Genomic DNA, 23,431 nt, shown 5'->3' on the forward strand with positions numbered 1-23,431 from the left:
GCAATGAGCACCGAACCTTCGGCATCGCCGTTCCCCGTCCTCAATGCGCTCGAAGCGCGCATCCTCGGCTGCCTGATCGAAAAGCAGGCCACCACGCCCGAGCAATATCCGCTCACCGAGAACGCGATCCAGCTGGCGTGCAACCAGAAGACCAACCGCGAGCCGATCATGGAGGTCTCGCCCGGCGACGTCGCGCATGCGGTGCGGCGCATGGAAGAGCGCCGTCTGGTCCGCAACACGCAATCGGCGCGCGCATTGCGTTTCGAACACAAGGCCGCGCAGGTTTACAGCCTGACGCCGCAGCAACTGGCGATCATCGCGATCCTGTTGTTGCGCGGGCCGCAGACGCCGAGCGAAATCCGAACGCGCACCAATCGCATGGCGACCTTCGCCGACCAGGACGACTTGCAACACGCGCTGGATCGGCTGCAGCAGAAGGACGCGCCGATGATCGTGCGCGTTCCCAGGTCCGGCGGGCAGCGCGAAGATCGCTACATGCATCTGCTGTGCGGGCCGGTCGATGTCGAAGCCTTGCGTCCTGCCGCCAGCGCGGAGAGTGCGAGTGGCGGTGCATCGCTGGGTGAGCGCGTCGCCGAACTCGAAGCGCGCGTGGAAGCCCTGGAACGCGTGATCGAACGCCTGGATCGATCAGCGGGCGCTTGAGGGGCCTTCCATCAGGCGCGCGATGAGCGCGATGTCTTCGCCCATCGTCGGCAGGTGCAGCACGCCGATTTCGTCGGTTTCGATGACCAGGCCCGCGCCGAGGTAGGACCACTCGGCTTCGGGGTAATCGGGCGCGTAGAGGCCGTCGTCGATGACGGCGACCACTTTTCCCTTGAGTCCATCGGCGTCGACGCGATCGCCGGGAAGGACGGATTGTCCGCTCTTGTAGCGCATGCGGCGGAAGTCTGGCACAGGCCAAATCGTCGCCATGTTCACGTCCGTGACCGCGCGCGGCGTGCGTTCAACGCACCATCTTGACGCCGAAACGGTCGGTCAGCTCCTGCTGGTCGATGTTCCCGTCGCCGTTGACGTCCATCCACTTGAAGCGCATCTCCGAGGCGCGATCGAGTTCGTCGGCGTCCAATAGTTCGTCGGCGTTGCGGTCGGCCACGCGCACGCGGTCGAGCGCATCGTCGGGGGTCACGCTCGGGCCCAGCAGCGGTGCGAGTTCGGCGGCGCTCAGGTGTTGGTCGCCGTCGGTGTCGAGCGCGCCGATCAGGACCTGCGCATCCACTTCGTACTTGCTCAGCCCGCCATCGTGGTTCACGTCCAGGCGCGAGAAGCGCTCGGCGGCGGTGGTCGCGATCTGCTGGGCGGCCAGCGGCGCGCTCGCCAGGACCAGGAGGACCGCGATTGTCTTCACTTGCACGGCCATGATCTGCCTCCACTCGCCCGGGAGCGGGCAGCAGACCAGCCGCCCCGGCACCGGGCAATTGGCCTTTCGCCCAATGGCCGCTTAGGATCGCCGCACGACCTTGGGGGAGGGCGCAGGGATGGCGGTGACAGGGAGTGAGTCGGGGGTCGCCCGCAAGGCGGCCTGGAGCGTCATGGTGTTCGTGGTCGGGCTGGCGATCCTCGCCCTGGCGGCGAAGTCGGCCTCGATGCGCGAGGCACGCAGCAACGAAGAAGCCGCGCAGGCCGTCGCATCCTCGCGCGTGGCCTCCGCGTTGTGGGCGGCGGCCGAACGCGATCGCCAGGCCTTGCGGACCTATCGCGGCAAGGTCGCGGCCTACTCGGCTGCGATGGATCCCGAGCGCATCATCGCGCCCGACGGCGCGGCGCAGGCGCGCGAGGCGATCGACCACTTCCGCCTGGCCTGCGCCGAATTCGATGCCGCACGCAACGCCTCGGACATGACGCTGTTGCAGCAGATCGATGCGATCCCCGGCGGCGGCGCCTCCACGCACGACGTGCGCGAAGCACTCGAACGCATCGACGCGCACGCGCAGCGCATGCGCGAAAACCAGCGTGCGCAGGCCGTTGCCCTGGGCGAGATCGTCGTGTTCCTGTCGTCGCATGCCGATGCGATGGCCTTCGACGCGCGGGGCCCGGTGTTCCGCGATGCCGCCGACCTGGACGCGTACAACACGCTCGCGCATGCGGCGCGCACCTTGTCGGCGGAAGAAGTGCGGCTCGCCGACGGCATCGAACTGCTCACCCGTGACGAGTTCGCGCGCCTGGCGCGCCGGTGATCAATCCGTATGCGTGAGCACGATGCGCCCGGGCTCGGCTTCCAGCATCCAGCCGGCGCGGTCGGCGGCGTGCGCGAGCAGCGGTGACAGCGCGCCTGCGTCGCTGCGTCGCGCCGACGGATCACGCACGGCATCGGCATCGACGACGCTCAATTGCCCGTTGTTCCGCGTGGCGAGGATGCGCGTCGCCTCGCGCAGATGCTTGCGCACGAGTGCACGCAGCAACAGCGCGGTTTCGCGTCGCGCGACGTTGAACGAACCGCTGGCGTCGATGGTCGTGATGTCCGACCACGGCGCGAGGCTTTCGGCGAGCAACGCGGCGGTTTCCATCGTTTCGCGTTGCACGGGCGCGCGCCGCGCGGCCCCGAACAACAATTCGATCAGCTCGGCCAATTCCTGCGTGCCGCGGTCCAGGCGTTGCAGGCGCGCGATGTTCGCCGGGTCCTGGTTCGGTTCGTCGAGCAGCACTTCGGCGACGCCCTGCACGACGGCGATCGGCGTGCGCAAGGCATGGCTGGCATCGGCGAAGAACGCGAGCTGGCGGGCGTCGGCATCGACCAGGCGCGCCTGGTAGGCGTCGATCGCACGCGCCAGATGGCCCAGTTCGTCGTTGGGCGCGCTTTCGCCCAGGCGCGTGGGCGAGGGTGCGACAGGAAGTGCATCGACGGCGTTGGACAAAGCCTTGACCGGCGCCAGTGCGCGCCCGGCGAAGATCCAGCCCAGGCCGCCGCCGAGCGCCACGCCGGCCAGCACCATCCCGGCGAGGAGGATGCGCAGGTGCACTTCGAGCGTTTCGATGTCGCCCAGGTCGATGGAGAACCACATGCGGCCGGCCGCGGTGTCGAACACGCCGACGTGGATGCCTTCGTGGCGATCGTCCTCGTGTACGCCCGGGCCGAAGCGCGCCAGGTCCGCCGGCGGCCGCGTGAGGTAACCACTCAGGCGTTGCGTGCGCGGCAATTCGACACGCAGCCGGTTGGCGATGCGCAGGCTGTAGTCCTCGGCCTGGCCGCGGAGCACCTCCTTGGCGATGATGTGCTCGTAATCCTCGGTGATCGCGATCACCGCGGCGGAGAACAGCAGCGTCATCACCAGCCCGAGCATCGCGCAGGCGAAGGTGACGCGTCGGCGCAGCGAGGCAGGCGAGGCGCTCATGCGGCGGGAACCTGGTAGCCCACGCCGCGCACCGACCGGATCAGCGCCGTGCCGAAGGGTTTGTCGAGCAGCGCGCGCAGCTCGTACATCTGCGTGTGCAGCGCGCCCATGTCGGTGGCGTCGCTGCCCCACGCGGCGCGCAGCAGTTTATCGTGCGGAACGATGCGCGGGGATTCGGACAACAGGGTTTCGAGCAACCGACCCTGCAAGCGGGTCAGCGGGATCTGCTGGCCTCCCCGGGTCGCCGTCATCGTGCCGGCGTCGTAGGCGAGCAGGGCGCCGCCGGTCTTCTGCACCGCGGGCGCGATGCGTCGGTGCAGGGCGCGCAGGCGGGCTTCGAGCTCGCGCAAGGCGAAGGGCTTGACCATGTAATCGTCGGCACCGTGTTGGAAGCCCCGCACGATGTCGTCGAGCGTGTCGCGGGCGGTGAGCATGAGCACGGGCACGCCGTGGCCCGCTTCGCGCAGGATCCGGCACAGGTCCAGGCCGTCGAGCCGCGGCAGGCCCAGGTCCAGGACGATCGCATCGAATCCGCCCTGCCGCGCGCGTGCCAGGCCGGTCGCACCGTCGCCGCAATGGTCCACTTCGTGCCCGCGCCGTTCCAGGAAATCCCAGATGTTGGCCGCGATGTCGTGCTGGTCCTCGATCAGGAGCACGCGCATGCCGGCGGCGGGTGGGGAAGGCATGTGCGAAGCGTGCCATGGGCGCGCGCCGGTGGGTTAACGAATGGCTGAGCCACGGCTGAGCAGCCATTACATTTCGACCCCGCACCCTGCGGGCTGTCCGTGCCCCGCGTGGAGCTGCCTTGTCGTTCCGGTCTTCGATTCCCGCCCGCCTGCGGCCGCTTGCGTGGCTCGGTGCGTGCTTCCTGTTCGTTTCCACGCTGACGCGGCTGGCGTTGCGGCTGCACGCCGGCGCGGCCGCCTTCGACGGCGTTCCGGGCGAGGTGCGGGTCTTCGCACTCGGCCTGGGCTACGACCTGCTGACCTTCCTGTATTTCGCCTGGCCGCTGGTGTTGTTGCTGTGGCTGTTCCCCAAGGGCTGGCTGGAGAAACGGCGCGGGCGCTGGCCGGTCGAAGCACTGTGCTTCGCGTTGCTCTGCGTACTGCTGTTCGTCGCGGTGGCCGAGTGGACGTTCTGGGACGAGTTCCAGACGCGCTTCAACTTCATCGCGGTCGACTATCTGGTCTACACCACCGAAGTCCTCGGCAACATCCGGCAGTCCTATCCGGTCGGCAAGATCCTCGCGGGCCTGGCGGTCGTCGCGGTTTCGATCGCGTGGTTCACCCGGCGCGGCCGGCGTGCGACGGGCGACGCGATGCCCTTCGCATGGCGCAGCGCTTTCGTCGCCGGATGGTTGCTGCTCACGCTCGCGGGAACGTGGTTCGTCGACAGCGAAATGAAGGATCGCGGGACCAACACCTACGCCGACGAACTGGCGGGCAACGGCATCTATCAATTCTTCGCCGCCTATCGCAACGCCTCGCTGGACTACGACCGTTTCTATCGCACGGTGCCGGCCGAGGAAGCGGTGGCGCAGGTGCGTCGCTCGCTCGCCACGCCCGACGCCACCTTCCTGTCGGCGACCGGCATCGACCGCCACATCCACAACGCGCGCCCGGAACGTCGGCTCAACGTCGTGCTGGTGAGCGTGGAAAGCCTGTCGGCCGATTACAGCGGGACCTATACGCAAGGGCCGTCGCTGACGCCGCAGCTGGATGCCTTGTCGAAGGACAGCCTGGTTTTTACCCGTCTGTACGCATCGGGCACGCGCACCGTGCGCGGGCTCGAAGCCCTGTCGCTGTCGGTGCCGCCGACGCCGGGTGAATCCATCGTCAAGCGCCCGGGCAATACCGGCCTTTTCAGCCTGGCCGAAGTGTTCAACGCGAAGGGTTACGACTCGGAGTTCCTGTACGGCGGCTACGGCGCCTTCGACGACATGAACGCCTTCTTCGCCGGCAACGGATACGGCGTGCACGACCGCACCGAAATCGCCGCCAAGGACATCCACCACGAAAACGTGTGGGGCGTGGCCGACGAAGATCTGTACACGCTCGCGCTGGATCGTTTCGACCGTGCGCACGCGGCGGGCAAGCCGTTCTTCGCGCACCTGATGACCACGTCGAACCATCGGCCGTATACCTTCCCGGCCAACCGCGGGCCGTGGCCGCAGAAGAAACGCCAGAGCGCAGTGCTGTACACCGACTGGGCCATCGGCGATTTCCTGGCGCGCGCGCGCAAGCACGCCTGGTTCAAGGACACGGTGTTCGTCTTCACCGCCGACCATTGCGCGATGAGCGCGGGCAAGGCGGCGCTGCCGGCGTTCCGCTATCGCATTCCCCTGTGGGTGTACGCGCCTGGGCACGTGGCACCGGGCACCTTCGACGGGCTGATGGGGCAGATCGACATCGCGCCGACGGTGCTCGGCCTGCTCGGCATGGATTACGACAGTCGCTTCTACGGCGTCGACGTGTTCGAGCACGCGCCCAACCGCGCCTTCCTCGGCACCTACCAGTTGCTCGGCTACCTGCGCGACGATCGCCTCGTGCAGCTTGCGCCGCATCGTCGCGTCGCCTCGCTGAAACCGGCGATGCGTGCCGACCTCGTGCAACCGGAGATGGCCGACGATCCGGGTTCGACCCTGCAGGCGGTGAGTTACTACGAGACGGCGGCGCATGCATTCCGCGATGGCGCGATGCGCAAGCTCGAGCGCGCTGCACCCGAGCCGCGCGAAGCACGCCCCGACGACGCAACCCCCACCGTGCAGGTGCCCGACCCGCAGCAACGCCCGCGGGCGGCGGGATGATCCGCCGCCGATTCGCGTGGCTGTGCCTCGCGGCCGCGGTCGTCCTGGCGCAGGTGACCGAGGAAGTCCTGGGCAACGAAAGTGCCCTGGTCGACCGCACCTTGCTCGTGGATATCCACGATGGCGTTCCGTCGAGTTGGGTGCGCGTGTTCGACCTGGCCACGCTGAGCGCATCGGTCAAGGTGTTGTTGCCCGCAGTCGCGTTGGTGTCGATCGCGCTGGCGTTGGCGCGGCGCCGCCATGAAGCCCTGTTGCTCGCCGTATCCGCGGGGCTGGCCTCGCTGGTCGTGTATTGGTCGAAGACGGCCTTCGGCCGCGCGCGCCCGGATCTGTGGGACACGCAGTGGTATTGGGGCTCGAGCTTTCCCAGCGGACACACGCTGAGCGCGGCGGCGATCGCGACCGCCGCGTGCCTGATCGTCGCGCGCGTGCGGCCCGCTTGGCACACCGCCGTTGTTTCGCTGGCCATCGCGTGGGTGGTGGCCGTGGCGCTGTCGCGCCTGGTCCTCGGCGTGCACTGGCCGACCGACGTGCTCGCGGCCGCGTGCGCGGGTCTTCTCGTCGCGGCTGCCGTGAACGGCGCGCTGCTCTTCATCGAACACAGGCGCAAGGCATGAACGGACGCGTGTCGAGCAAGGTGCCGGCGGTGACGGCATCGTTCTGGTTGATCAAGATCCTCGCCACCACGCTGGGCGAAACCGGCGGCGATGCGGTGACGATGTCGATGGGCCTGGGCTATCTGACCGGCACGCTGATCTTCGCGGCGATCTTCATCGCGATGGTGCTCGTGCAGATCCGTGCCCGCAAGTTCCACCCGGCCGTCTACTGGACCACGATCGTGGCGAGCACCACGGTCGGCACGACGCTCGCCGACTTCGCCGACCGCTCGCTCGGGATCGGGTACACCGGCGGCGCGACCTTGCTCGCCTGTCTGGTGATCGCATCGTTGTATGCCTGGTACCGCACGCTGGGCACGATCGCCGTGGACAGCGTGGGCGATGCGAAATCCGAAGGCTTCTATTGGCTCACGATCATGCTGTCGCAGACCCTCGGCACGGCGCTCGGCGATTGGGTCGCCGATACGGCGGGCATCGGGTATCTGGGCGGCATCGCGGTGTTCGGCAGCCTGTTGGTCCTGATCGCCCTGCTGTACTGGAAGTCGCGGGTCTCGCACGTGGCGCTGTTCTGGGCGGCCTTCATCCTCACCCGTCCGCTCGGCGCGGTGGTCGGCGATTTCCTCGACAAACCCTTCGACCACGGCGGCCTGAACTTGAGCCGCTATGTCGCCTCGGCGGTGATCTGCGTGGCGATCGCGGCCTGCGTCGCCTTGTTCCCCCAGCGCGCGGCACGCTAACCTCCAAGGCGTGAACCCCGCCGCCCGACTTTACGCACCGCACCTGGCGATGCTCGCTTTCAGCGCGCTCGTGCTCGCCGTGCTGTTCCATTTCACGACGCTGGACCTGCGGCTCGCCGCGCCGTGGTACGACTCGGTCAACCACACCTTCCCGTGGCGTTATGCGTGGATCACCAAGTACGCGATCCATCGCCACCTGAAGGTTGCGCAGATCGTGCTGGGCGTGTGCATGTGCCTGGCCGCGTTGTATGCATTGCGCGCGCGCAACGGGTTCTTCGCGACGCATCGCCGGCGCCTGTGGTGCGTGGCGCTGTCGTTCGTGTTCGTGCCGATCATCATCGCGGCGCTGCGTCGCTTCAGTCCGATGCACTGTCCGTGGGACGTGGTCGACTTCGGTGGTTACGCGCCCTATTTCGATCTGTTCCAGGCCGCGCCGCCGAACATGCGCGCGGGGCGCTGCTTTCCCGCCGCCTTCGTCGCGAGCGGTTCGTGGATGCTGTCCTTCGCCTGGCTCTGGTTTCCCGAGCGACGGCGCCTGAGCGTGGGCATCGGGCTGTTCACGCTGGCATGGGCCTTCGGCCTGGGCTGGGTCCAGCAGATGCGCGGGGCGCATTTCCTGTCGCACACGCTGTGGTCGATCTGGGTCAGTTGGCTGATCGTGCTGCTCGTTCATTTCGCGACCGGCGCGTGGCGGGAGATGAACAGCCGGCGCGCGAGTTGACCTGACGTTGATCGCGCAACGCGCAGGGTCGGGTCATACGCCGCATACGGAATCCCGACCATGGCCCGACCGTCCCCCGCTGCACTGGACGTGATGGAGCACATCGCCGACGCCGTCGACGACCTCGACGTGCTCCTCGCGCAGAACGACCGAATGAGCCCCGCGGAGGTCGCGCGGCGCATGTCGCATGCGCGCGATTCGCTCGTCCGCGCGCAATCGGTCGGTGCCGAACTCCTGCTGGAAATGCTGAACCTGTCCGAGCGCCACGAGCTGATGCAATCGGAGATCGAAGCCATCCGCGACAACGCGCATTGATCAGTTCGTGTGGGCGTGGCTGAACGCGCGCGTTTTTCACCTGCCCTTGAGAAGTGTTCGCCCACTGTGAAGTTGCATTCCGCAGTCGTCGAAATCAGGGGGTCGAATGAATACGCAACCCATCCGCCGCGCGGCCGTGGCCGCCGTGGTCGCCACCGCTTCGGTCGCGTCGGCCTTGTCGGCGCAGGCCGCCACGCCCACCGGCAAGATCGTGTTTTCGCGCTCGACGCAGACCCCGACGAGCACGCCCGCAAGCCGCAGCCTGTGGCTGCTGGATGTCGGCAGCGGGCAGGTGCGCGCGCTCACGACGGCGACCGACCGCGTGTACGACATGTCGGTGACGTGGTCGCCGGACGGCTCGACCCTGGTCTTCGAGCGCGGCGTGGACCTGGTGCGCGACGGCCAGCGCCATACTCTGCAAGTGGTTTCCACCACCACCAACCAGCGTCCGCACGCGTTGATCCACGGGGTAGGGCAGTTCTCCAAGCCCGCGTACGGGCCCGGCAACCGCGTCGCGTTCGTTTCGCAGAACTCGAGCGGGCAGTGCGTGTCGATCGTCGATGTCACCGGGCGCAATCGTCGCGACCTGTTCTGCGTTTCGGCACCGGCCGAATTCGCGCAGCCCAAGTGGTCGTCGGACGGCACGCGCCTGTTCGTCGGTGCAGGCGCGTATGAAGGGCGCCTGGAACCGGTGTGGCACGCGCAGGCCTATCGCATCGAAGTGGCGACCGGATCGACGAAGCTGCTCAGCGACATCGTGATGGAGCAGCCGCTGGATCTCACGATTTCCCCGGACGGCAATCGCGGCATCTATGCCGACATCGTCGCCAACGACATGACGATGGTGGACTTCCGCAACGGCGCGGCGAAGACGTTGCCGATGCGCGGCCACGCGCCCTTGTTCTCGCCCGACGGCCGCCGCATCGCCTTCACCGGCGAGATCTACGAAGTGGGCCCGCAGACGCGCTACTACGAACCGTTGTACGTGATGAATGCCGACGGCTCGGGCGTGCGCCGGATCACCGATTCGCGCGTGGCCGACCATGCGTACACCGCTGCGCAGTGGTCGCGCGACAACGTGCACGTGCTGGTCAATCGCCGGACGTATACCGACGACAGCCTGACGCAGCCGATCTTCGCCTTGCGCATGATCGATGCGAACACGCGTGCGCTGAAGGCGCTGCCTGCGGGCTACGCCGAAGCGGGGGCGTGGTACGAGGGTCCGTGACCCTCGCTAGAAGGTCATCGTGACCACGACGTCGTCGGTGTAAGACCCGACGGCGGCGTTGGGTTGCGTGGCGTTGATCCGGCCGTACACGGGGTAGGTCGCCGTGAAATACATGCCGGGTTTCCCCGTGCATTCACCGGGACCGTCGTTGCCCGTCGTGCATTGGACCGAGCCGGTGCCTGCCGCGATCCCGTCGCCCCACACCGTGCCGAGCGTTGCGGCGGTGTAGAGGTTGTAATTCAGGGATCCGCCGCCGGTCGAGGTCATGACGCGATTGGCATACGACAGCGACTGCCCGGTGCCCAGGGTGATGGTCACCGCGACGCGCGTGCTGCGGCAGCCCACTTGTACGGTGCCCTGGCTCGTCTTGGCCGCGCCCGCGGTCGGATCGAAGGCGCCGAAGGCGATCGCCGTATCGAAGACCACGCATGTCTGCGCCCGCGCGATCGAAGGCGCGAACCACGCCAACGCACCCAGCAGCAGGACAAGGAGGATTCGCGCCGGCATCGGTCTAGTAGATCATGGTGACGACGACATCGTCGGTGTACGACCCGACGCTGGCGTTGGGCTGCGCGGCGTCGATCTTCCCGTACACGGGATAGGTGACGTAGAAAATGAAACCCGTTTGGCCATCGCAACCGTTGGCGCTGTCGTCGCCGGTGGTGCACTGGACGGTGCCGGTGCCGCCGGTGATCCCATCGCCCCAGATCGTGCCGAGCGTGGCGGTGGTGTACAGGTTGTAGGTCATCGAACCGCCGGCCGGCGATTTCATCACGCGGCTTGCGTAGGAAAGCGATTGGCCGGTGCCCAGGCGAATGGTCACGGGCACGCGCTGGAGCAGGCAGCCCACGCGCACGGTGCCCTGGCCGGTCTTCGCGGCGCCGGCGGTCGGGTCGAACGCGCCGAAGGCGATCGACGTGTCGACGACCAGGCACGCCTGCGCGCGCGCGATCGTCGGCGCGCACCACGCCAGCGCACCGAGCAACACGACCATCACGATCCGCGCCGTCATCGGGCATCCCCGCACGCGATGGTGCCCAGTTCGACGACGCCCGGGTTCTTGGCCGCGGGCACGTCGAGCGTGCACTGGATCGTGCCCGACGCGGTGTCGATGCGAACGGGCTGCGCGCCGGCGCCCACGTTGTCGACGTAGAACATGCCGTCGGTGCCGATCACCGAGGCCACGCCGCCGACCTGCACTTCATCGCCCGGCGCGCCGCCTGCATAGGCGAAGTGGCCGGTGACCGCGTGCACGGCAGCGGCCTGCAACACGAGCACCGTGCCGGTGTTGCGCGCCACGCTCAATTCGCGTGCGGGCGCATCCATCGACCAGGCCGCATCCACGCCGGTTTCGTCGATCGACACGCTGTTGGCGTGGAAGGGAAGCAGTTCGCGCACGAGCAGGTCGCCGTGCGCGTCGGTGCGCCCGACGTACTGGTTTTCGCGCAGGATCGGCGCGTTGGCCAGGCCGGGCACGCGCACGAGCGCGAAGCCGTTTTCCACCGGCGGAGTCAGGAACATGCGGCCACCGATGCCGACCAGCGCACCGGTCGCGAGCAGGCTGCCGCTGGTCTTGCCGTCGAAGGACTGCGCATCGACCGCGAAGCGCCCGTAGGGGTTCTGGTATTCGGCGTGGCCGAACGCGGAGTCGATGTCGCCATCGCGGTTCACGCTCGCGTAGTAGCCGAAGCCCGTGCCGGTCGGGCGCGAGCGCTGCACGTTGAGGCCGTACCCGTGGCGCGTGGTATCGCCATCGTCGCGCTGGCGCGCGGTGACGTTGACGCTGGTGCGGTCGAAGGCGATGTTCAGGCTCAACTGCACGGAGGTGTCGCGGAACAGGTCGGACTCTCGGCGCTGCGCGGTGAGGAACAACTGGCCGCGATCCCACAAGGTGTAGGAAAGGGTGCCGCCGACGGTGCGTTCCACCGGCAGCACGTCGCGACGCTGGCGGCCGGCGTTGAATTGCACCGACATCCGGTTGGTCGGCGAAAAGGCGAGGGAGGCGTAGTCGTCTTCGCGCAACGCGCCCAGGAGGAACGCGGTCGGATCGGCGATCGTGCGGTAATCGGCATCGGCGCGGCGCGAACCCAGGCCGAAAGACCAGCTGCGCATGCCGAGCGAATAGTTGATGGCGTGCGCGCTGCCGCGGCCCTGGCCGTCGGCATCGCTGCCGGCCCACGCGAGCGCGAACTCGCCGATCGGCGTGCGGATCGCGGCGTCGACGCCGGCGTTGCGCACGTTCTCGTCGCCTTCGGCACGGCCGCCGAGCGTGAACCAATCCGACAGACCGCGGCGATACCAACCCTGCCACGCGGCCGCGTCGTCGTAGCCACCGCCCAGGCCGCCACCGTTGCGCGGCGCGCCGATGCGCAGCTGGTATTCGTCCAGGCCCTTGGCCAACAGGCTCGGGCTGCCGCCGTAATAGGTTTGCGTCGCCAGTTCGCTGCGATTGCCGAATGGATCGCGCACGATCACGCGCACGTCGTTGCGCCCGGGTTGCACGCCGAGCTGTTCGAGCGTGAAGGGGCCCGCATTGACGTCGTGTTTGCCGACCAGCACGCCGTTGGCGTAGACCTCGACCGTGCCCGGGCTTTCGAGCACGCCGGTGTAATACGGCTGCGGGAAGGTCACCAGGTAAGGGTCGGTATCGAACGCGCGTTCGACACCGACGCCGCCGATCAGGCGCCCGCCGCCCAAGGCATCGCGCGGAACCGCGTATTGGTCGCCCACCGTCCAGCGGCGCAACGCGTCGGGTTGGTCGAGTTCGAAACGCGTGAGTCCGCGGCGCCACGAGAACTGCGGATCCCACTGCGCGGTGCTGCGCAGCGCGGCATTGCCGCGGCCGACGGCGCCGTCGACGAACAGCAGGCCGTCGCCGTCGTCGTTCACCGACGCGGCGTAATTCAGATAGGCGCTCCACGGTTGCGCGCCGCCTTCGGACTGCGCGCGCGTGGCCATCGACACGCGCTGGCGCGGCAGGCGATCGGCGCGCAGCTTCAGGTCCAGGCGCAGCAGCGTGCGGTCGACCTTGAAGGTGCTGCCGTGGTTGAGTTGGTGCAGCGAGACGAAGGTGCGCTCGCCGACGGTTTCGGGCGTGACGCCCGTGGTGTCGATCGCGCCGGCTTGCAGCGCGGCGATGTCGACCAGCATGTCGTCGCCGCGCGCGATGACCGGCGCGACGCCGACGCAGCGGCCGTTGATGCAAAGGTCGAGCAGGAGGATCTCGTCGCCCGGCAACGCGTGCACGGGACCGACGATGGCGAAGCCGAGCGCGGTCGCGAGCAGACCGCGACGCAGCGCGGAGGCCTTCAGGGCGCGCATCGCCAGCTACCGGGGGAAACCACGGCCGTGATCGGCTTGGTGTCGGGCAGCGCCAGTTCGACGCTGGCCGCATGCGCGCAGGCCGACGCCGGAAGCTCGGCCTTGAACGGCAGGCTCGCACCGGGCAGCACGTAGTTCGTGTCCATCTTGAGCGTGTGCAGCGTGCGGCCCTTCGCATCGCGCAGGGTCAGCATGCCGTCGGTGGGCGCCAGGTAGGCGGTGCCGGTGTTGCCCAGCACGAGCGAAGATCCCTTGACCTGGATCGTCGGGTTGGCCTTCGCGCCCGGCGGTTCGACGAACACCGGCAGGCTGATCTTCGTCAGCATGCGCACCTGGCCGTTCGCGGTCTGGGCGCGCGGGCCCGGAAGTTCCTGCAGCTCCACGCGATAGGCGTGCTCGGCGGTGACGGTGGGCGAGATGCTGCCCACGCGCAGGCGGGCTTCGCCTTTCGACGGCATCTTCAGGATCAGCGGATGCACGACCAGGTCCTGCGAGGGCGACTGGTCCCACTTGCCATCCGCGCCCTGCGTCCAACGCATGACGTGCACCTCGAAGGTGACGTCGTTGGCGTCTTCGCTGGTGAGCACGATCGTGTCCACCGGCGTGGCGGCGTCCAGGTGGAGGCGAACGTTGCTGATGCGGAATTGCGCCGCGGAGGCGACGCCACCGAAGCAGGCCAGTGGAACGAGCGCGGCCAACGCGGCCGCGCGTGCGCGCGTGCGGAGCTTGATCATGCGGATGTGCAACCGAAAGCCCCGCCTTGCGGCGGGGCGGGGTGGATCAGAAGTTCAGCTGGATGGTCACGACGTCGGCGTAGTTCGCCGCAACCGCGACGTCCTGGCCGGCCGGGATGCGGCCATAGACCGTCTGCGCCGCCGAGGTGTTCGAGCTGGCGGAGACGTAGGCGGTCGGCGAGGACGCGTCCAGGCAGCCCCACGGCGTGGTGCGGCCGGTGTTCTGGTACAGGAAGTAGGCCAGGCGGTTGGCGCCGGAGGCCATCTGGCGCTCGGGCGTGGTGCAGCTCGAGGTGCCGGTCTTGTTGTTGCCCTCGAGCAGCCAGATCTTGGCCGAGGTGCCCTTGGTGCAGCGCACGTTGAAGGTACCGTCGACGTCCTTGGCCGTGGCGTTGTTCGCGCCGGCCGGATCGTAGTTGCCGAAGTCCATGGTGCCCGCGCCGACCACGACGCACGAAGCGTTCACGGTGGCCGAGACGTTGAGGTTGCCGGTCGACGAAGCGGCCTGGGCGGAGGCGGAAGCAAACAGCGCGCCGGTGACGGCGCAGGCAAGCAGAGCGGTACGCATTGGAAGTCCCCAAGGTTGTGGCGTTGCGGTCACCGAGGGGGTGCCGCCGGGGTTAAAACCTAGTGAAGGACGAATTGGGTCGCAACGAAAACCACGACTGGTACTCACTTGGTGCACGAAACTGTGACGTACGTCACAGAAAAGTACCCATTCTGTTCAGCAAGACACCCTATTCATGGCTGTGAAAGGGGTGTCAATGCGCGTCAGTACACATGACGCGCGGTGTCAGGGTGACAAGAAGTCACTAGGTGAAGCGCGCCATGGGTGGCGAGGTGACCGATGCTCACCTCATCAATGCTCATCCAGCCGGCGTCATTTGCCCCGGCCCACCCGTGCGAAGCCCGTCGTCGTTGGAAACGGTGCCCGTCGCGCTCGCATCGGCGATCGACGCGCCGACCGCGTTGGAAAGCACGACCTGGAAGGTCTCGTTCGCCTCGCGGGTGCGATCGCCATTGAGGAGCACGTCGAAGGTGCGCACCGTCTGCCCGGGCGCGAAGGTCAGCGAACCGGTCGCGGCGACGTAATCGCTGCCGGACAGCGCCGTGCCGTTGCGCGTGGCCAGCGAGACGGTGACATTCGACGTCGCGGCCGCCGACAGGCGCACGGTGAATCGCAACACCTTCGTGCCCACATCGCCTTCGGTGATCGCCGCATCGGCGATCGACAGTGCCGGCACGCTCGGCTTCCAACCCAGCTTGACCACTTCGAAATCGCTCGCCTTCAATCCCCCGAAGGCCGGATTGAGCGTGCCGTTGTTCCAGCGCACGTCGAAGGTGCCGGAGATGTACATGTCCGAGCCGTTGTCGGCGACGATCAGGCCGTAGGTCTGCATCGCGCGGAAGATCTTGCGTGCGATGGGGTCGGTGGTACGCAACGCGGGGTCGGCGCCGTTGACGCTGCGCTTCAGGCGCAGGCGCACCCATCGGCAAGGCGCCGCTCGTGCTGCCCGCGGTGTGCGACGCGGGAAAGACGTGGCCGTTGCTGGTACGTACGGTGACGCGGAAGGCGTGCCGGATGTCCGGCACGTTCGCATTCGCCGCTTCGTCGTAGCGCACCAGGCCGGGGAAGATCGCGAGCCCCGCGGCGTCGGCCGAGGTCCAGCCTTCCGGGCGGCGGTCGCTGCGCTTGAGGTCGAAGAATGCGCCGGAACCTGCGTACCAGCGCTGCTGCGCCGTCGAATACCAGGCGTTGTACAACTCGTACAAGGTGCGATTGGTGCAATCGACGATCAGGATGTGGCGATCGTTGTCGTTGCGCTGGTCGACGCTGCCCGGCGCGCCGCCTTCCATCCAGTGCGCCTGCGAAACGACATTCGCGGGAATCGGATAGAACGGAACGCCCTGGCCGGTCGAGAGGTTGACGCCGTCGCTTTCGTCCCAGTAATCGAAAGTCACCGCCGACTTCGCCGTCGCGCCATTCACCACGACGTACGGGAATCCGTACACCGCCTGGCTTCCCGGCGATTCCTCGCCGCCGAAATCCGGATGCAGGCTGCGCGTGGCGCCGATGAAGTTGATGAAGTTGGCGGAGTTCGCATCCACCGGCGCCTGCGAGATGTCGGTGTTCCACCAGTTGTCGGCGGAGAACACGGGCAGCGGTGCAGCGATGGGCGCGCCCTGCACGGGGGCGTTGACCGCGGGGCAGGATTGCGCGTGCGCCAGGCCCGCCAGGCACAGTGCGAGCGGAATGAGGGACAAGGGCAGGGCGCGGGCAGCCATGGCGATCACTCGGGCGACGAATCGGACCGACCTTCCGCCTGCCGTCCCCACAGGTCAACGCCCGGAAACTGACTCCGCAGCCGCCGTCACAATCCGCGCAAACGCGGCGTTCAGCCTTCAGCCCCAGGCCGACAGATCCTGACGCAACGTGTCGATGCCTGCCCACGGATCCTTGCGCTGCCGCTTGATGCGCGCGAGCGTCTTGTCGATGTCGAACGCATCGCCGCGCTTGAGCGCCTTGAGTTCGGACCACGCCAGCGGCACCGCGACGGGCGCGCCGGGACGCGCGCGCAAGGAATACGAGGCCACGGCCGTCGCGCCGCGCCCGTTGCGCAGGTAGTCGACGAAGATCTTGCCGGGGCGCAATTTCAGGGTCGCCGTCGCGAGGTAACGCTCCGGATCGGAACCTGCGAGCGCTTCGGCGAAACCTTTCGCGAACTTCTTGACCAGCTTCCAATCGTTCGCCGGCTGCAACGGCACGACGACGTGCAAGCCCTTGCCGCCGGTCGCGCGCAGGAAGGATTCGAGGTTCAGCTGTGCGAGCAAGTCGCGCACGTGCGTCGCGGCGCGTTTGACTTCGGCGAAGGGGACGTTCGGCCCGGGGTCGAGATCGAAGATCACGCGATCGGCGCGGTCGGGATCATCGGCGTGCGCGCCCCACGGATGGAACTCGAGCGAATTGAACTGCACCAGTTCCATCAGGCCCGCGACATCGTCGACGACCAGGTAATTCGCGTTGATGCCGGCTTCTTCCTTCAGGCGCACGAAGCGCACGATCTCCAGCCCCGCCGTATGGTGCTTCTGGAAAAAGCACGCCTTGCCCACGCCATCGGGGCAGCGGATGACCGACAACGGGCGGCCGGCGATTTCCTTCAACAGCCGCGGCGCGACGGCCTTGTAGTAATCGGCCACCTGCTGCTTGGTGATGTTGCGATCGGGGAAGATGATCTTGGTCGGGCTGCTCAGGCGCACGTCGGGGGCCGGGGCGCGTTCGCGCGCGGCGGTTTTCTTCGCGGCTTTCTTCGCCGGCTTCCCGCGATCGGAGTCGAGCAGGTCGCCGACGTCCTTGTCCAGGCGCACGGTCTTCAACGAGGGCTGCCGCAGGATGCCGGAGTTGCCCAGCCCGCGAATGAACACCTCCACGACGAACAGCGGCGGAAACCAAGTCGCGCGCTTGAGCTCGGCGTCCAGTGGAATCGGCACGTGCACGCTCGGCTTCGAAGATCCGATGTCCCCGATGTGTTTGGACAACTCGCGCAACTGCGTGCTCGAAAACCCCGTGCCCACGCGGCCCGCATACACCCAGCCGTGCGTCGGGTCGGGCCGCGCGAGGAGCAGCGACCCGAAACCCGTGCGCGATCCCTGGCCTTTCGTCGTACCGACCACCGCGAACTCGTCCGAATCCAGGTGCTTGGTCTTGCGCCAGTCGTCGCTGCGGCCGGCGGTATAGGGTCGATCGGCGCGCTTGGAAATGATGCCTTCGAACTGTTGTTCCGATGCGAGCGCGAACGCCTCCGCGCCTTGATCGCCGGGCACGTGCGAGCTGTACGACAGGTGCGGGATCGGTGTGGCGAGCAGGGTTTCGAGCAGCGCCTTGCGTTCGGTCAGCGGCGCCTTGCGGATGTCGATGCCATCGATGTGCAACAGATCGAACAACACGTAGGCCAGGCCGCCCTGTTCGTCGCCCGACAGCGTGGACTGCAGCAGGTTGAAATCGGCCTGTGTACCGCGGCCGGCAATGAGCTCGCCGTCGAGTGCGGCGCTTTTCAAGCCCAGTTGCTCGAGCGCACCCCGCAACTCGGGCACCTTGTCCGTCCATTCGATCGCGTTGCGCGACCAGATGCGGACCTTGCCGTCGACGATGGTGGAGACCAGGCGATAACCATCCCACTTCACTTCGTGGATCCATTGCGCGCCGTTGGGCGCGGTCTCGCCGAGTTTCGCCAGTTGCGGTTCGAAGGCTTCGTTGCGCAACGTGGCCTTTTTCGCGCCGGGCAGCTTCGCGGCTTTGGCGGCCCAGTCGACCTTGCGGCGTGTTTTCGGAGTGACCTTCTTCGCCGCTTTCTTCGCGACCTTTTTGCCCTTCGGCGGCGTCACGTCGCCCAGCAAGTCATCGGCTTCCACCTTGCCCGCATACGCATCGTCCTCCTTGAACAACAGCCACTGCGGCTGGCGCGCGGGCTTGCCCGAACGCACCAGGTGCCATTCGCCCTTGAGCTTGTCGCCGAACAATTCGAACCGCAGGTGGCCCTTGGCCAGTTGCGCTTCGGGATCGAAGGGCGTGGTCCACACGCCGTGGTCGAATTGCGCGACATGGCCGCCGCCGTATTCGCCCTGCGGGATGTCGCCTTCGAAGGTCGCGTAGGACAGCGGGTGATCCTCCACTTCCACGGCCATGCGCTTGACCTTCGGGTCGTAACTCGGGCCCTTGGGCACGGCCCAGCTCTTGAGCGCGTCGCCCACCTGCAGGCGGAAGTCGTAATGCCGGCGCGAGGCGTGGTGCAGTTGCACGACGAAGATCGGGCGGTGGACGACGGGCGTCGCGCGTTTGGCGGCCTTCTTCGCCGGTGCGCGCGCTTCGGGCGACGGTTCGCGCGTCTTCTCGAAATGCCGCTTGCGGCGGTATTCGGTGAGGCTCATTTCGTCACGAATCCTGCACGCCGAAGCGGGGTATCAGGACGCTATCCAAGGCATGCGAAGGAGATCGTGATGGCGGACAAACGCGAACTCAATCAACCCAACCCCGGCGACAAGCGCCTGCAGCGGCGCGACAACAAGGGGCGGTTCGCCGAATCCGACGACCTGGGGCGCTCGCTCGCGAAGGACCAGCATCAGGACGCCAAGCACGACGCCGAGCCGGGGCAGGGCGACCGGGGCGACCGCAAGCACTAGTTCCTCCGCCGCCTGCGCTAGCATCCCCGCATGTGCGGCCGATTCACCCGTGACTTCACGTGGCAGCAGGTGCGCGCGTTTTCGCACATGCTGGACTTGGTCGTGCCCGACGAAGACCCGACGCCGGCCTGGAACATCGCTCCCACCGATCCGCATCCGGTCATCGTCGCGCACGGCGATGGCGGGCTGGTGCAGGAAATGCGTTGGGGCCTGCTCCCGCCGTGGCAGCGGGACACCAAGCTGGCCTTCAGTACGATCAACGCGCGCCTGGAATCGATCGCCGAGAAACCCGCCTTCCGCGGCGCATGGAAACAACGTCGCGCACTCGTCCCCGCATCGGGGTACTACGAGTGGCCTGTGATCGACGGCAAGAAGCGCCCGCACTGGGTCCACCTCGATGACGCACCGGTGATGTTGTTCGGTGGCGTTTGGGAAACGCGGCCCGATGGCGCCGGCGGCGCGTTGCTGACCTACAGCATCGTGACGCGCGCGGCCGATCCGGTGATCCGCCCCGTGCACGACCGCATGCCGCTGATCCTCCCGCCCGAGGTGCTGCACGACTGGTTGCACGGCGACGCCGACGAGGCGATGGCCATCGCGCATGCCGTGCCCGAGCCTGCGCTGGTGTTCCATGAAGTCGACCCGGCGGTCGGCAACGTACGCAACCAGGGTCCGCACTTGGTCGCTCCCATGCCGTGCGCCGCCGACGGCCTGTTTCCCTGAGCATTTCCCTGAAAAGTGACTGCGTGCCAAACTCCCGCCGGCCACGAATGCCAGAGCTGGGGGGAGATCCAATGCGGGACGTCGCATCGGCACGCATTGCCGTCATCGGCCTGGGCTACGTCGGCTTGCCGCTCGCCGTCGCCTTCGGGCGCGCGCATGAAACCCTGGGCTTCGACATCGACGCCACGCGCGTGGCCTCGCTGCAGGGCGGGGAGGGCGACCGCAACCGCGAGGTGACGCCGGACGAACTCGCGCACGCCGCGCGATTGCGCTTCAGCGCATCGCCGGCGGACCTGCGCGACTGCGACGTCTTCATCGTCACCGTCCCGACGCCGATCGACGAACACAAGCGCCCCGACTTCAGCCCGCTGATCAGCGCCAGCCGGACGATCGGCGCGGTGCTCAAGCGCGGCGACGTGGTGGTTTACGAATCCACGGTGTATCCGGGCGCGACCGAAGAGATCTGCGTCCCCGAGCTCGAACGCGCCTCGGGCCTGCGCTTCAACCACGACTTCACCGTGGGCTACAGCCCCGAGCGCATCAACCCGGGCGACCGCGAGCGCCGCCTGACCAACATCCCGAAGGTCACCTCCGGCTCCACGCCCGAGGCGGCGGATTTCGTCGACGCGTTGTACGCGACGATCATCACCGCCGGCACGCACAAGGCTTCAAGCATCCAGGTGGCCGAGGCCTCCAAGGTGATCGAGAACACGCAGCGCGACGTCAACATCGCGTTGATGAACGAGTTCGCGCTGATCTTCCATCGCCTCGGGATCGACACGACCGAAGTGCTGGCGGCCGCCTCCACCAAGTGGAACTTCCTGCCGTTCCGGCCCGGCCTGGTCGGCGGGCATTGCATCGGCGTGGACCCGTACTACCTGATCCAGAAGGCGCAGGCGCACGGCTACTACCCCGACATCCTCCTGGCGTGCCGCCGCATCAACGATGCGATGGGCCACCAGGTCGCCGCCGAGGTGGTGAAGCTGATGGTGCAGCGCGGGCTCACGGTGGCCGGCGCGCGCATCCTGTTGCTGGGCCTGACGTTCAAGGAAAACTGCCCCGACCTGCGCAACACGCGCGTGGTGGAGCTGGCCGGGGAACTCGAGGAGTACCGCGCGGTCGTGGATATCCATGACCCGTGGGCCGATCCGCGCGAGGCGCTGCAGGAATACGGCATCCGCCTGGTCGAGGACCCCATTGCGGGTGCCTATGACGCGGTCGTGATCGCCGTGGGGCATGATGACTTCAAGGCGATGGGCGTGGCGGGCCTGCGCCGCCTGGGCCACGAACGCACCGTGTACTACGACATCAAGGGCGTGTTCCCGAAGGATGCGGTGGACGCGCGGCTCTAGACCTACGCGCAGTGGACCCCACGAAGAAGGTCGCATGTCCCTCAGTCGCTACTTCCTGTACATCGCGAGCCTGGTCCTCACCGTCGTCTTCGCCTGGGTCGCGTTTCGCGATCCCACGTGGGCCTGGGCCCTGGTCGTCGCCGCGGGCGTGGCCGCCATCGGCACGGTCGACCTGTTCCAGAAGAAGAGCACGCTGCGCCGCAACTACCCCGTGCTCGCGCACTTCCGTTATGGCCTGGAATCCATCGGCCCGGAAATGCGGCAGTACTTCATCGAATCGGACATCGCCGAAACGCCGTTCTCGCGCCAGCAGCGCGCGTTGATCTACCAACGCTCCAAGTCGGTGCGCGACACCCGCCCCTTCGGCACGCTGCACGATGTCTACAGCGTCGACTACGAATGGATCAACCATTCGCTCTCGCCGGCGGCGATTCCCACCGACGATTTCCGCATCGACATCGGCCCCAATTGCGCGAAGCCGTATTCGGCCAGCGTGTTCAACATTTCCGCGATGAGCTGGGGCGCGTTGTCGGCCGCCGCGATCCGCGCGTTGAACGAAGGCGCGCGGCGCGGCAAGTTCTACCACGACACCGGCGAGGGTTCGATCTCGCCGTATCACCTGGAAAATGGCGGCGACCTGGTCTGGGAGATCGGCTCGGGTTACTTCGGTTGCCGCGATGCGAAGGGCGGGTTCGATCCCGACAAGTTCGCGATCGCCGCGCAGCGCGAATCGGTGCGCATGATCGAAGTGAAACTTTCGCAGGGCGCCAAGCCCGGCCATGGCGGCGTGTTGCCCGGTGCGAAGGTCACGCAGGAAGTCGCCGATACGCGCGGCGTCGCACCCGGCGTGGATTGCGTGTCGCCGGCCAAGCATTCGGCGTTCTCCACGCCCGTGGGCTTGCTGCAATTCGTCGCGAAACTGCGCGAACTCTCCGGCGGCAAGCCGACCGGTTTCAAACTCGCGATCGGCCATCCGTGGGAATGGTTCGGCATCGCCAAGGCGATGCATGAAACCGGCCTGCTGCCAGACTTCATCGTCGTGGATGGGGCCGAAGGCGGCACGGGCGCGGCGCCCTCGGAGTTCATCGACCACGTCGGCGTGCCGATGCACGAAGCGCTGATGCTCGTGCACAACACGCTGGTGGGCCTGGACCTGCGCGACAAGATCCGCATCGGCGCGGCGGGGCGCATCGTGAGCGCGTTCGACATGGCCAAGACCATGGCGATGGGCGCGGACTGGTGCAACGCCGGGCGTGGTTTCATGTTCGCGCTGGGGTGCATCCAGTCGCTCTCGTGCCACACCGACAAATGCCCGACGGGCGTGGCGACGCAGGACCCGCGCCGCTTCAAACAACTCGACCTGCAAGACAAGGCCACGCGCGTCCACAACTTCCACCAGAACACCGTGCATGCCTTGCGCGATCTATTGTGCGCAGCGGGGCTGGATCATCCGGGGCAACTCGGGCCCGAACACATCCTGCGTCGCGTGTCGCCGATCGAAGTGCGCTCGCTCGCGGCGATCTACAACTTCCTCACGCCGGGCGAATTGTTGACGACGGTGCCCGACCACGCCGTATTCCAGCAGTTCTGGGCCGACGCGCGCAGCGACACTTTCGATGCGCCGGCGAAGGTCAGCGCGATGCGGATCGGCAAATCGGTCTAGTCCAAGCGGGTCTAGCGCTCGTGGCGCAGCGACCAGAACCCGATGTCGCGCCGCAGGCGGAAACCGATGCGCTCGTACATTTCCTTCGCGCGCTCGTTTTCGTGGCTGACGTGGAGGAAGGGCTGGACGTTCGACGCGATCAGGTCGTTGGTCAGGAAGGCCATCAATCGCCGCGCATAACCGCGTCCGTTGCAGTCCGGGTGCGTGCAGACGGCGCTGACTTCGCGCGTGGTCGTCGAACCCAGGCGTTCGCCGATCATCGCCGCGAGCTGGCCGCCTTCGTAGATGCCGAAGTAGCGGCCCATTTCCATCGTGCGCGGGCGGAAGTAGTGCGGGTACACCGATGCGGTGAGTGCGAGGACATCATCGCGATGGTCGAAGCCCAGCGGGATGATCGGCGGTCCGTCGACGCCCGGCAGCGGCGCATCGCACACCATCTGCGCGAGCGGCGGGTAGGCGTGCATCTTCGTGTCGCGCATCTGCTTCGGGGCCACGCCCAGCAGGTAGACGGTTTCCACCGGGGCGATCAACGCGTCCAGCGCATCGTCGACGTCGCTGGATTCGTCGGGCACCGCGAAGAACGGCGCATACGCAGACGGATACCGCAGCGCCACGCCCGCTTGCATCGCGATGCCGTGGTGCAAGGTGCGCAAGGCGGCGTGGATGGGGTTGTCGAGGTCGTCCAT

Annotated in this window: 24 protein-coding genes; 12 read left to right on the forward strand and 12 right to left on the reverse strand. The window is 67.3% G+C overall.

Annotation, left to right across the window (positions count from 1 at the left end; genetic code table 11):
• Positions 1-3: 3 nt before the first annotated feature.
• Positions 4-663, forward strand: coding sequence for a YceH family protein (locus tag AB4059_RS01140; protein WP_498975820.1), 660 nt, complete (start codon positions 4-6; stop codon positions 661-663).
• On the opposite strand, the gene AB4059_RS01145 is transcribed toward AB4059_RS01140, so the two are convergent.
• Positions 649-897 carry a hypothetical protein gene (locus tag AB4059_RS01145; protein WP_498975822.1) on the reverse strand — a complete coding sequence of 83 codons (249 nt, stop codon included), beginning with the start codon at positions 895-897 and terminating at the stop codon, positions 649-651. The genes AB4059_RS01140 and AB4059_RS01145 overlap by 15 nt on opposite strands.
• 67 nt (positions 898-964) lie before the next feature.
• On the reverse strand, positions 965-1,378 hold the full coding sequence (locus tag AB4059_RS01150) for an EF-hand domain-containing protein (RefSeq protein WP_498975824.1): 414 nt from the start codon (positions 1,376-1,378) through the stop codon (positions 965-967).
• A 172-nt stretch (positions 1,379-1,550) separates the two neighbouring features.
• On the opposite strand from AB4059_RS01150, the gene AB4059_RS01155 reads away from it, so the two are divergent.
• Entirely contained in the window at positions 1,551-2,195 is a 645-nt protein-coding gene (locus AB4059_RS01155) for a hypothetical protein (RefSeq protein ID WP_498975826.1), read from the forward strand.
• On the opposite strand, the gene AB4059_RS01160 is transcribed toward AB4059_RS01155, so the two are convergent.
• Positions 2,196-3,350: a sensor histidine kinase gene (locus AB4059_RS01160; RefSeq protein ID WP_498975828.1), complete on the reverse strand. Its 1,155-nt coding sequence runs from the start codon at positions 3,348-3,350 to the stop codon at positions 2,196-2,198.
• The gene (locus AB4059_RS01165) at positions 3,347-4,036 is read right to left on the reverse strand and encodes a response regulator transcription factor (protein WP_498975830.1); all 690 of its coding nucleotides are present in this window, start codon (positions 4,034-4,036) and stop codon (positions 3,347-3,349) included. The genes AB4059_RS01160 and AB4059_RS01165 overlap by 4 nt, the downstream gene beginning before the upstream one ends.
• 119 nt (positions 4,037-4,155) lie before the next feature.
• Between AB4059_RS01165 and AB4059_RS01170 the strand changes: the two genes are divergently transcribed.
• The 6 genes from AB4059_RS01170 to AB4059_RS01195 all read left to right on the forward strand — a co-directional run bounded on the left by AB4059_RS01170 (position 4,156) and on the right by AB4059_RS01195 (position 9,774).
• A complete protein-coding gene (locus AB4059_RS01170; protein WP_498975832.1) occupies positions 4,156-6,156 on the forward strand; it encodes an LTA synthase family protein in 2,001 nt (666 codons plus the stop codon).
• Positions 6,153-6,773: a phosphatase PAP2 family protein gene (locus AB4059_RS01175; RefSeq protein WP_498975834.1), complete on the forward strand. Its 621-nt coding sequence runs from the start codon at positions 6,153-6,155 to the stop codon at positions 6,771-6,773. The genes AB4059_RS01170 and AB4059_RS01175 overlap by 4 nt, the downstream gene beginning before the upstream one ends.
• Positions 6,770-7,510, forward strand: coding sequence for a COG4705 family protein (locus AB4059_RS01180; RefSeq protein ID WP_498975836.1), 741 nt, complete (start codon positions 6,770-6,772; stop codon positions 7,508-7,510). Before AB4059_RS01175 ends, AB4059_RS01180 begins: the two co-directional genes overlap by 4 nt.
• Before the next feature lie 10 nt (positions 7,511-7,520).
• Positions 7,521-8,231 carry a phosphatase PAP2 family protein gene (locus AB4059_RS01185; protein ID WP_498975838.1) on the forward strand — a complete coding sequence of 237 codons (711 nt, stop codon included), beginning with the start codon at positions 7,521-7,523 and terminating at the stop codon, positions 8,229-8,231.
• Positions 8,232-8,291: 60 nt separating this feature from the next.
• Positions 8,292-8,546: a hypothetical protein gene (locus AB4059_RS01190; RefSeq protein WP_498975840.1), complete on the forward strand. Its 255-nt coding sequence runs from the start codon at positions 8,292-8,294 to the stop codon at positions 8,544-8,546.
• Positions 8,547-8,652: 106 nt separating this feature from the next.
• Entirely contained in the window at positions 8,653-9,774 is a 1,122-nt protein-coding gene (locus AB4059_RS01195) for a TolB family protein (protein ID WP_498975842.1), read from the forward strand.
• Positions 9,775-9,780: 6 nt separating this feature from the next.
• Here AB4059_RS01195 and AB4059_RS01200 read toward each other — a convergent pair whose 3' ends face one another.
• The 7 genes from AB4059_RS01200 to ligD form a co-directional block, all read right to left on the reverse strand.
• Complete coding sequence (locus AB4059_RS01200) at positions 9,781-10,281, reverse strand: spore coat protein U domain-containing protein (protein ID WP_498975844.1); 501 nt, start codon at positions 10,279-10,281, stop codon at positions 9,781-9,783.
• Between the two features lie 4 nt (positions 10,282-10,285).
• A complete protein-coding gene (locus AB4059_RS01205) occupies positions 10,286-10,786 on the reverse strand; it encodes a spore coat protein U domain-containing protein (RefSeq protein ID WP_498975846.1) in 501 nt (166 codons plus the stop codon).
• Positions 10,783-13,095, reverse strand: a complete 2,313-nt coding sequence (locus AB4059_RS01210) for a fimbria/pilus outer membrane usher protein (protein ID WP_498975849.1) — start codon at positions 13,093-13,095, stop codon at positions 10,783-10,785. Before AB4059_RS01210 ends, AB4059_RS01205 begins: the two co-directional genes overlap by 4 nt.
• On the reverse strand, positions 13,083-13,829 hold the full coding sequence (locus tag AB4059_RS01215; RefSeq protein WP_498975851.1) for a fimbrial biogenesis chaperone: 747 nt from the start codon (positions 13,827-13,829) through the stop codon (positions 13,083-13,085). The genes AB4059_RS01210 and AB4059_RS01215 overlap by 13 nt, the downstream gene beginning before the upstream one ends.
• 46 nt (positions 13,830-13,875) lie before the next feature.
• Positions 13,876-14,397, reverse strand: coding sequence for a Csu type fimbrial protein (locus tag AB4059_RS01220; protein WP_498964884.1), 522 nt, complete (start codon positions 14,395-14,397; stop codon positions 13,876-13,878).
• Between the two features lie 298 nt (positions 14,398-14,695).
• Complete coding sequence (locus AB4059_RS01225) at positions 14,696-15,316, reverse strand: Calx-beta domain-containing protein (protein WP_498975853.1); 621 nt, start codon at positions 15,314-15,316, stop codon at positions 14,696-14,698.
• Between the two features lie 916 nt (positions 15,317-16,232).
• Positions 16,233-18,755 carry a DNA ligase D gene (gene ligD / locus AB4059_RS01230; protein WP_498975855.1) on the reverse strand — a complete coding sequence of 841 codons (2,523 nt, stop codon included), beginning with the start codon at positions 18,753-18,755 and terminating at the stop codon, positions 16,233-16,235.
• Between the two features lie 69 nt (positions 18,756-18,824).
• Here ligD and AB4059_RS01235 point away from each other — a divergent pair, with 69 nt between their 5' ends.
• From AB4059_RS01235 to AB4059_RS01250, 4 genes are all read left to right on the forward strand, one after another.
• Positions 18,825-19,007: a hypothetical protein gene (locus AB4059_RS01235; protein ID WP_498975857.1), complete on the forward strand. Its 183-nt coding sequence runs from the start codon at positions 18,825-18,827 to the stop codon at positions 19,005-19,007.
• A gap of 30 nt (positions 19,008-19,037) precedes the next feature.
• Positions 19,038-19,730 carry an SOS response-associated peptidase gene (locus AB4059_RS01240; protein WP_498975860.1) on the forward strand — a complete coding sequence of 231 codons (693 nt, stop codon included), beginning with the start codon at positions 19,038-19,040 and terminating at the stop codon, positions 19,728-19,730.
• Positions 19,731-19,801: 71 nt separating this feature from the next.
• Entirely contained in the window at positions 19,802-21,082 is a 1,281-nt protein-coding gene (locus AB4059_RS01245; RefSeq protein WP_498975863.1) for a nucleotide sugar dehydrogenase, read from the forward strand.
• Positions 21,083-21,116: 34 nt separating this feature from the next.
• Positions 21,117-22,745, forward strand: coding sequence for an FMN-binding glutamate synthase family protein (locus tag AB4059_RS01250; protein ID WP_498975865.1), 1,629 nt, complete (start codon positions 21,117-21,119; stop codon positions 22,743-22,745).
• 11 nt (positions 22,746-22,756) lie between these two features.
• Here the strand turns inward: AB4059_RS01250 and AB4059_RS01255 are convergent, their stop codons facing one another.
• On the reverse strand, positions 22,757-23,431 hold the full coding sequence (locus AB4059_RS01255) for a GNAT family N-acetyltransferase (protein WP_498975867.1): 675 nt from the start codon (positions 23,429-23,431) through the stop codon (positions 22,757-22,759).

Source organism: Lysobacter sp. 2RAF19, assembly GCF_052115395.1.
Lineage (GTDB): Bacteria > Pseudomonadota > Gammaproteobacteria > Xanthomonadales > Xanthomonadaceae > Noviluteimonas.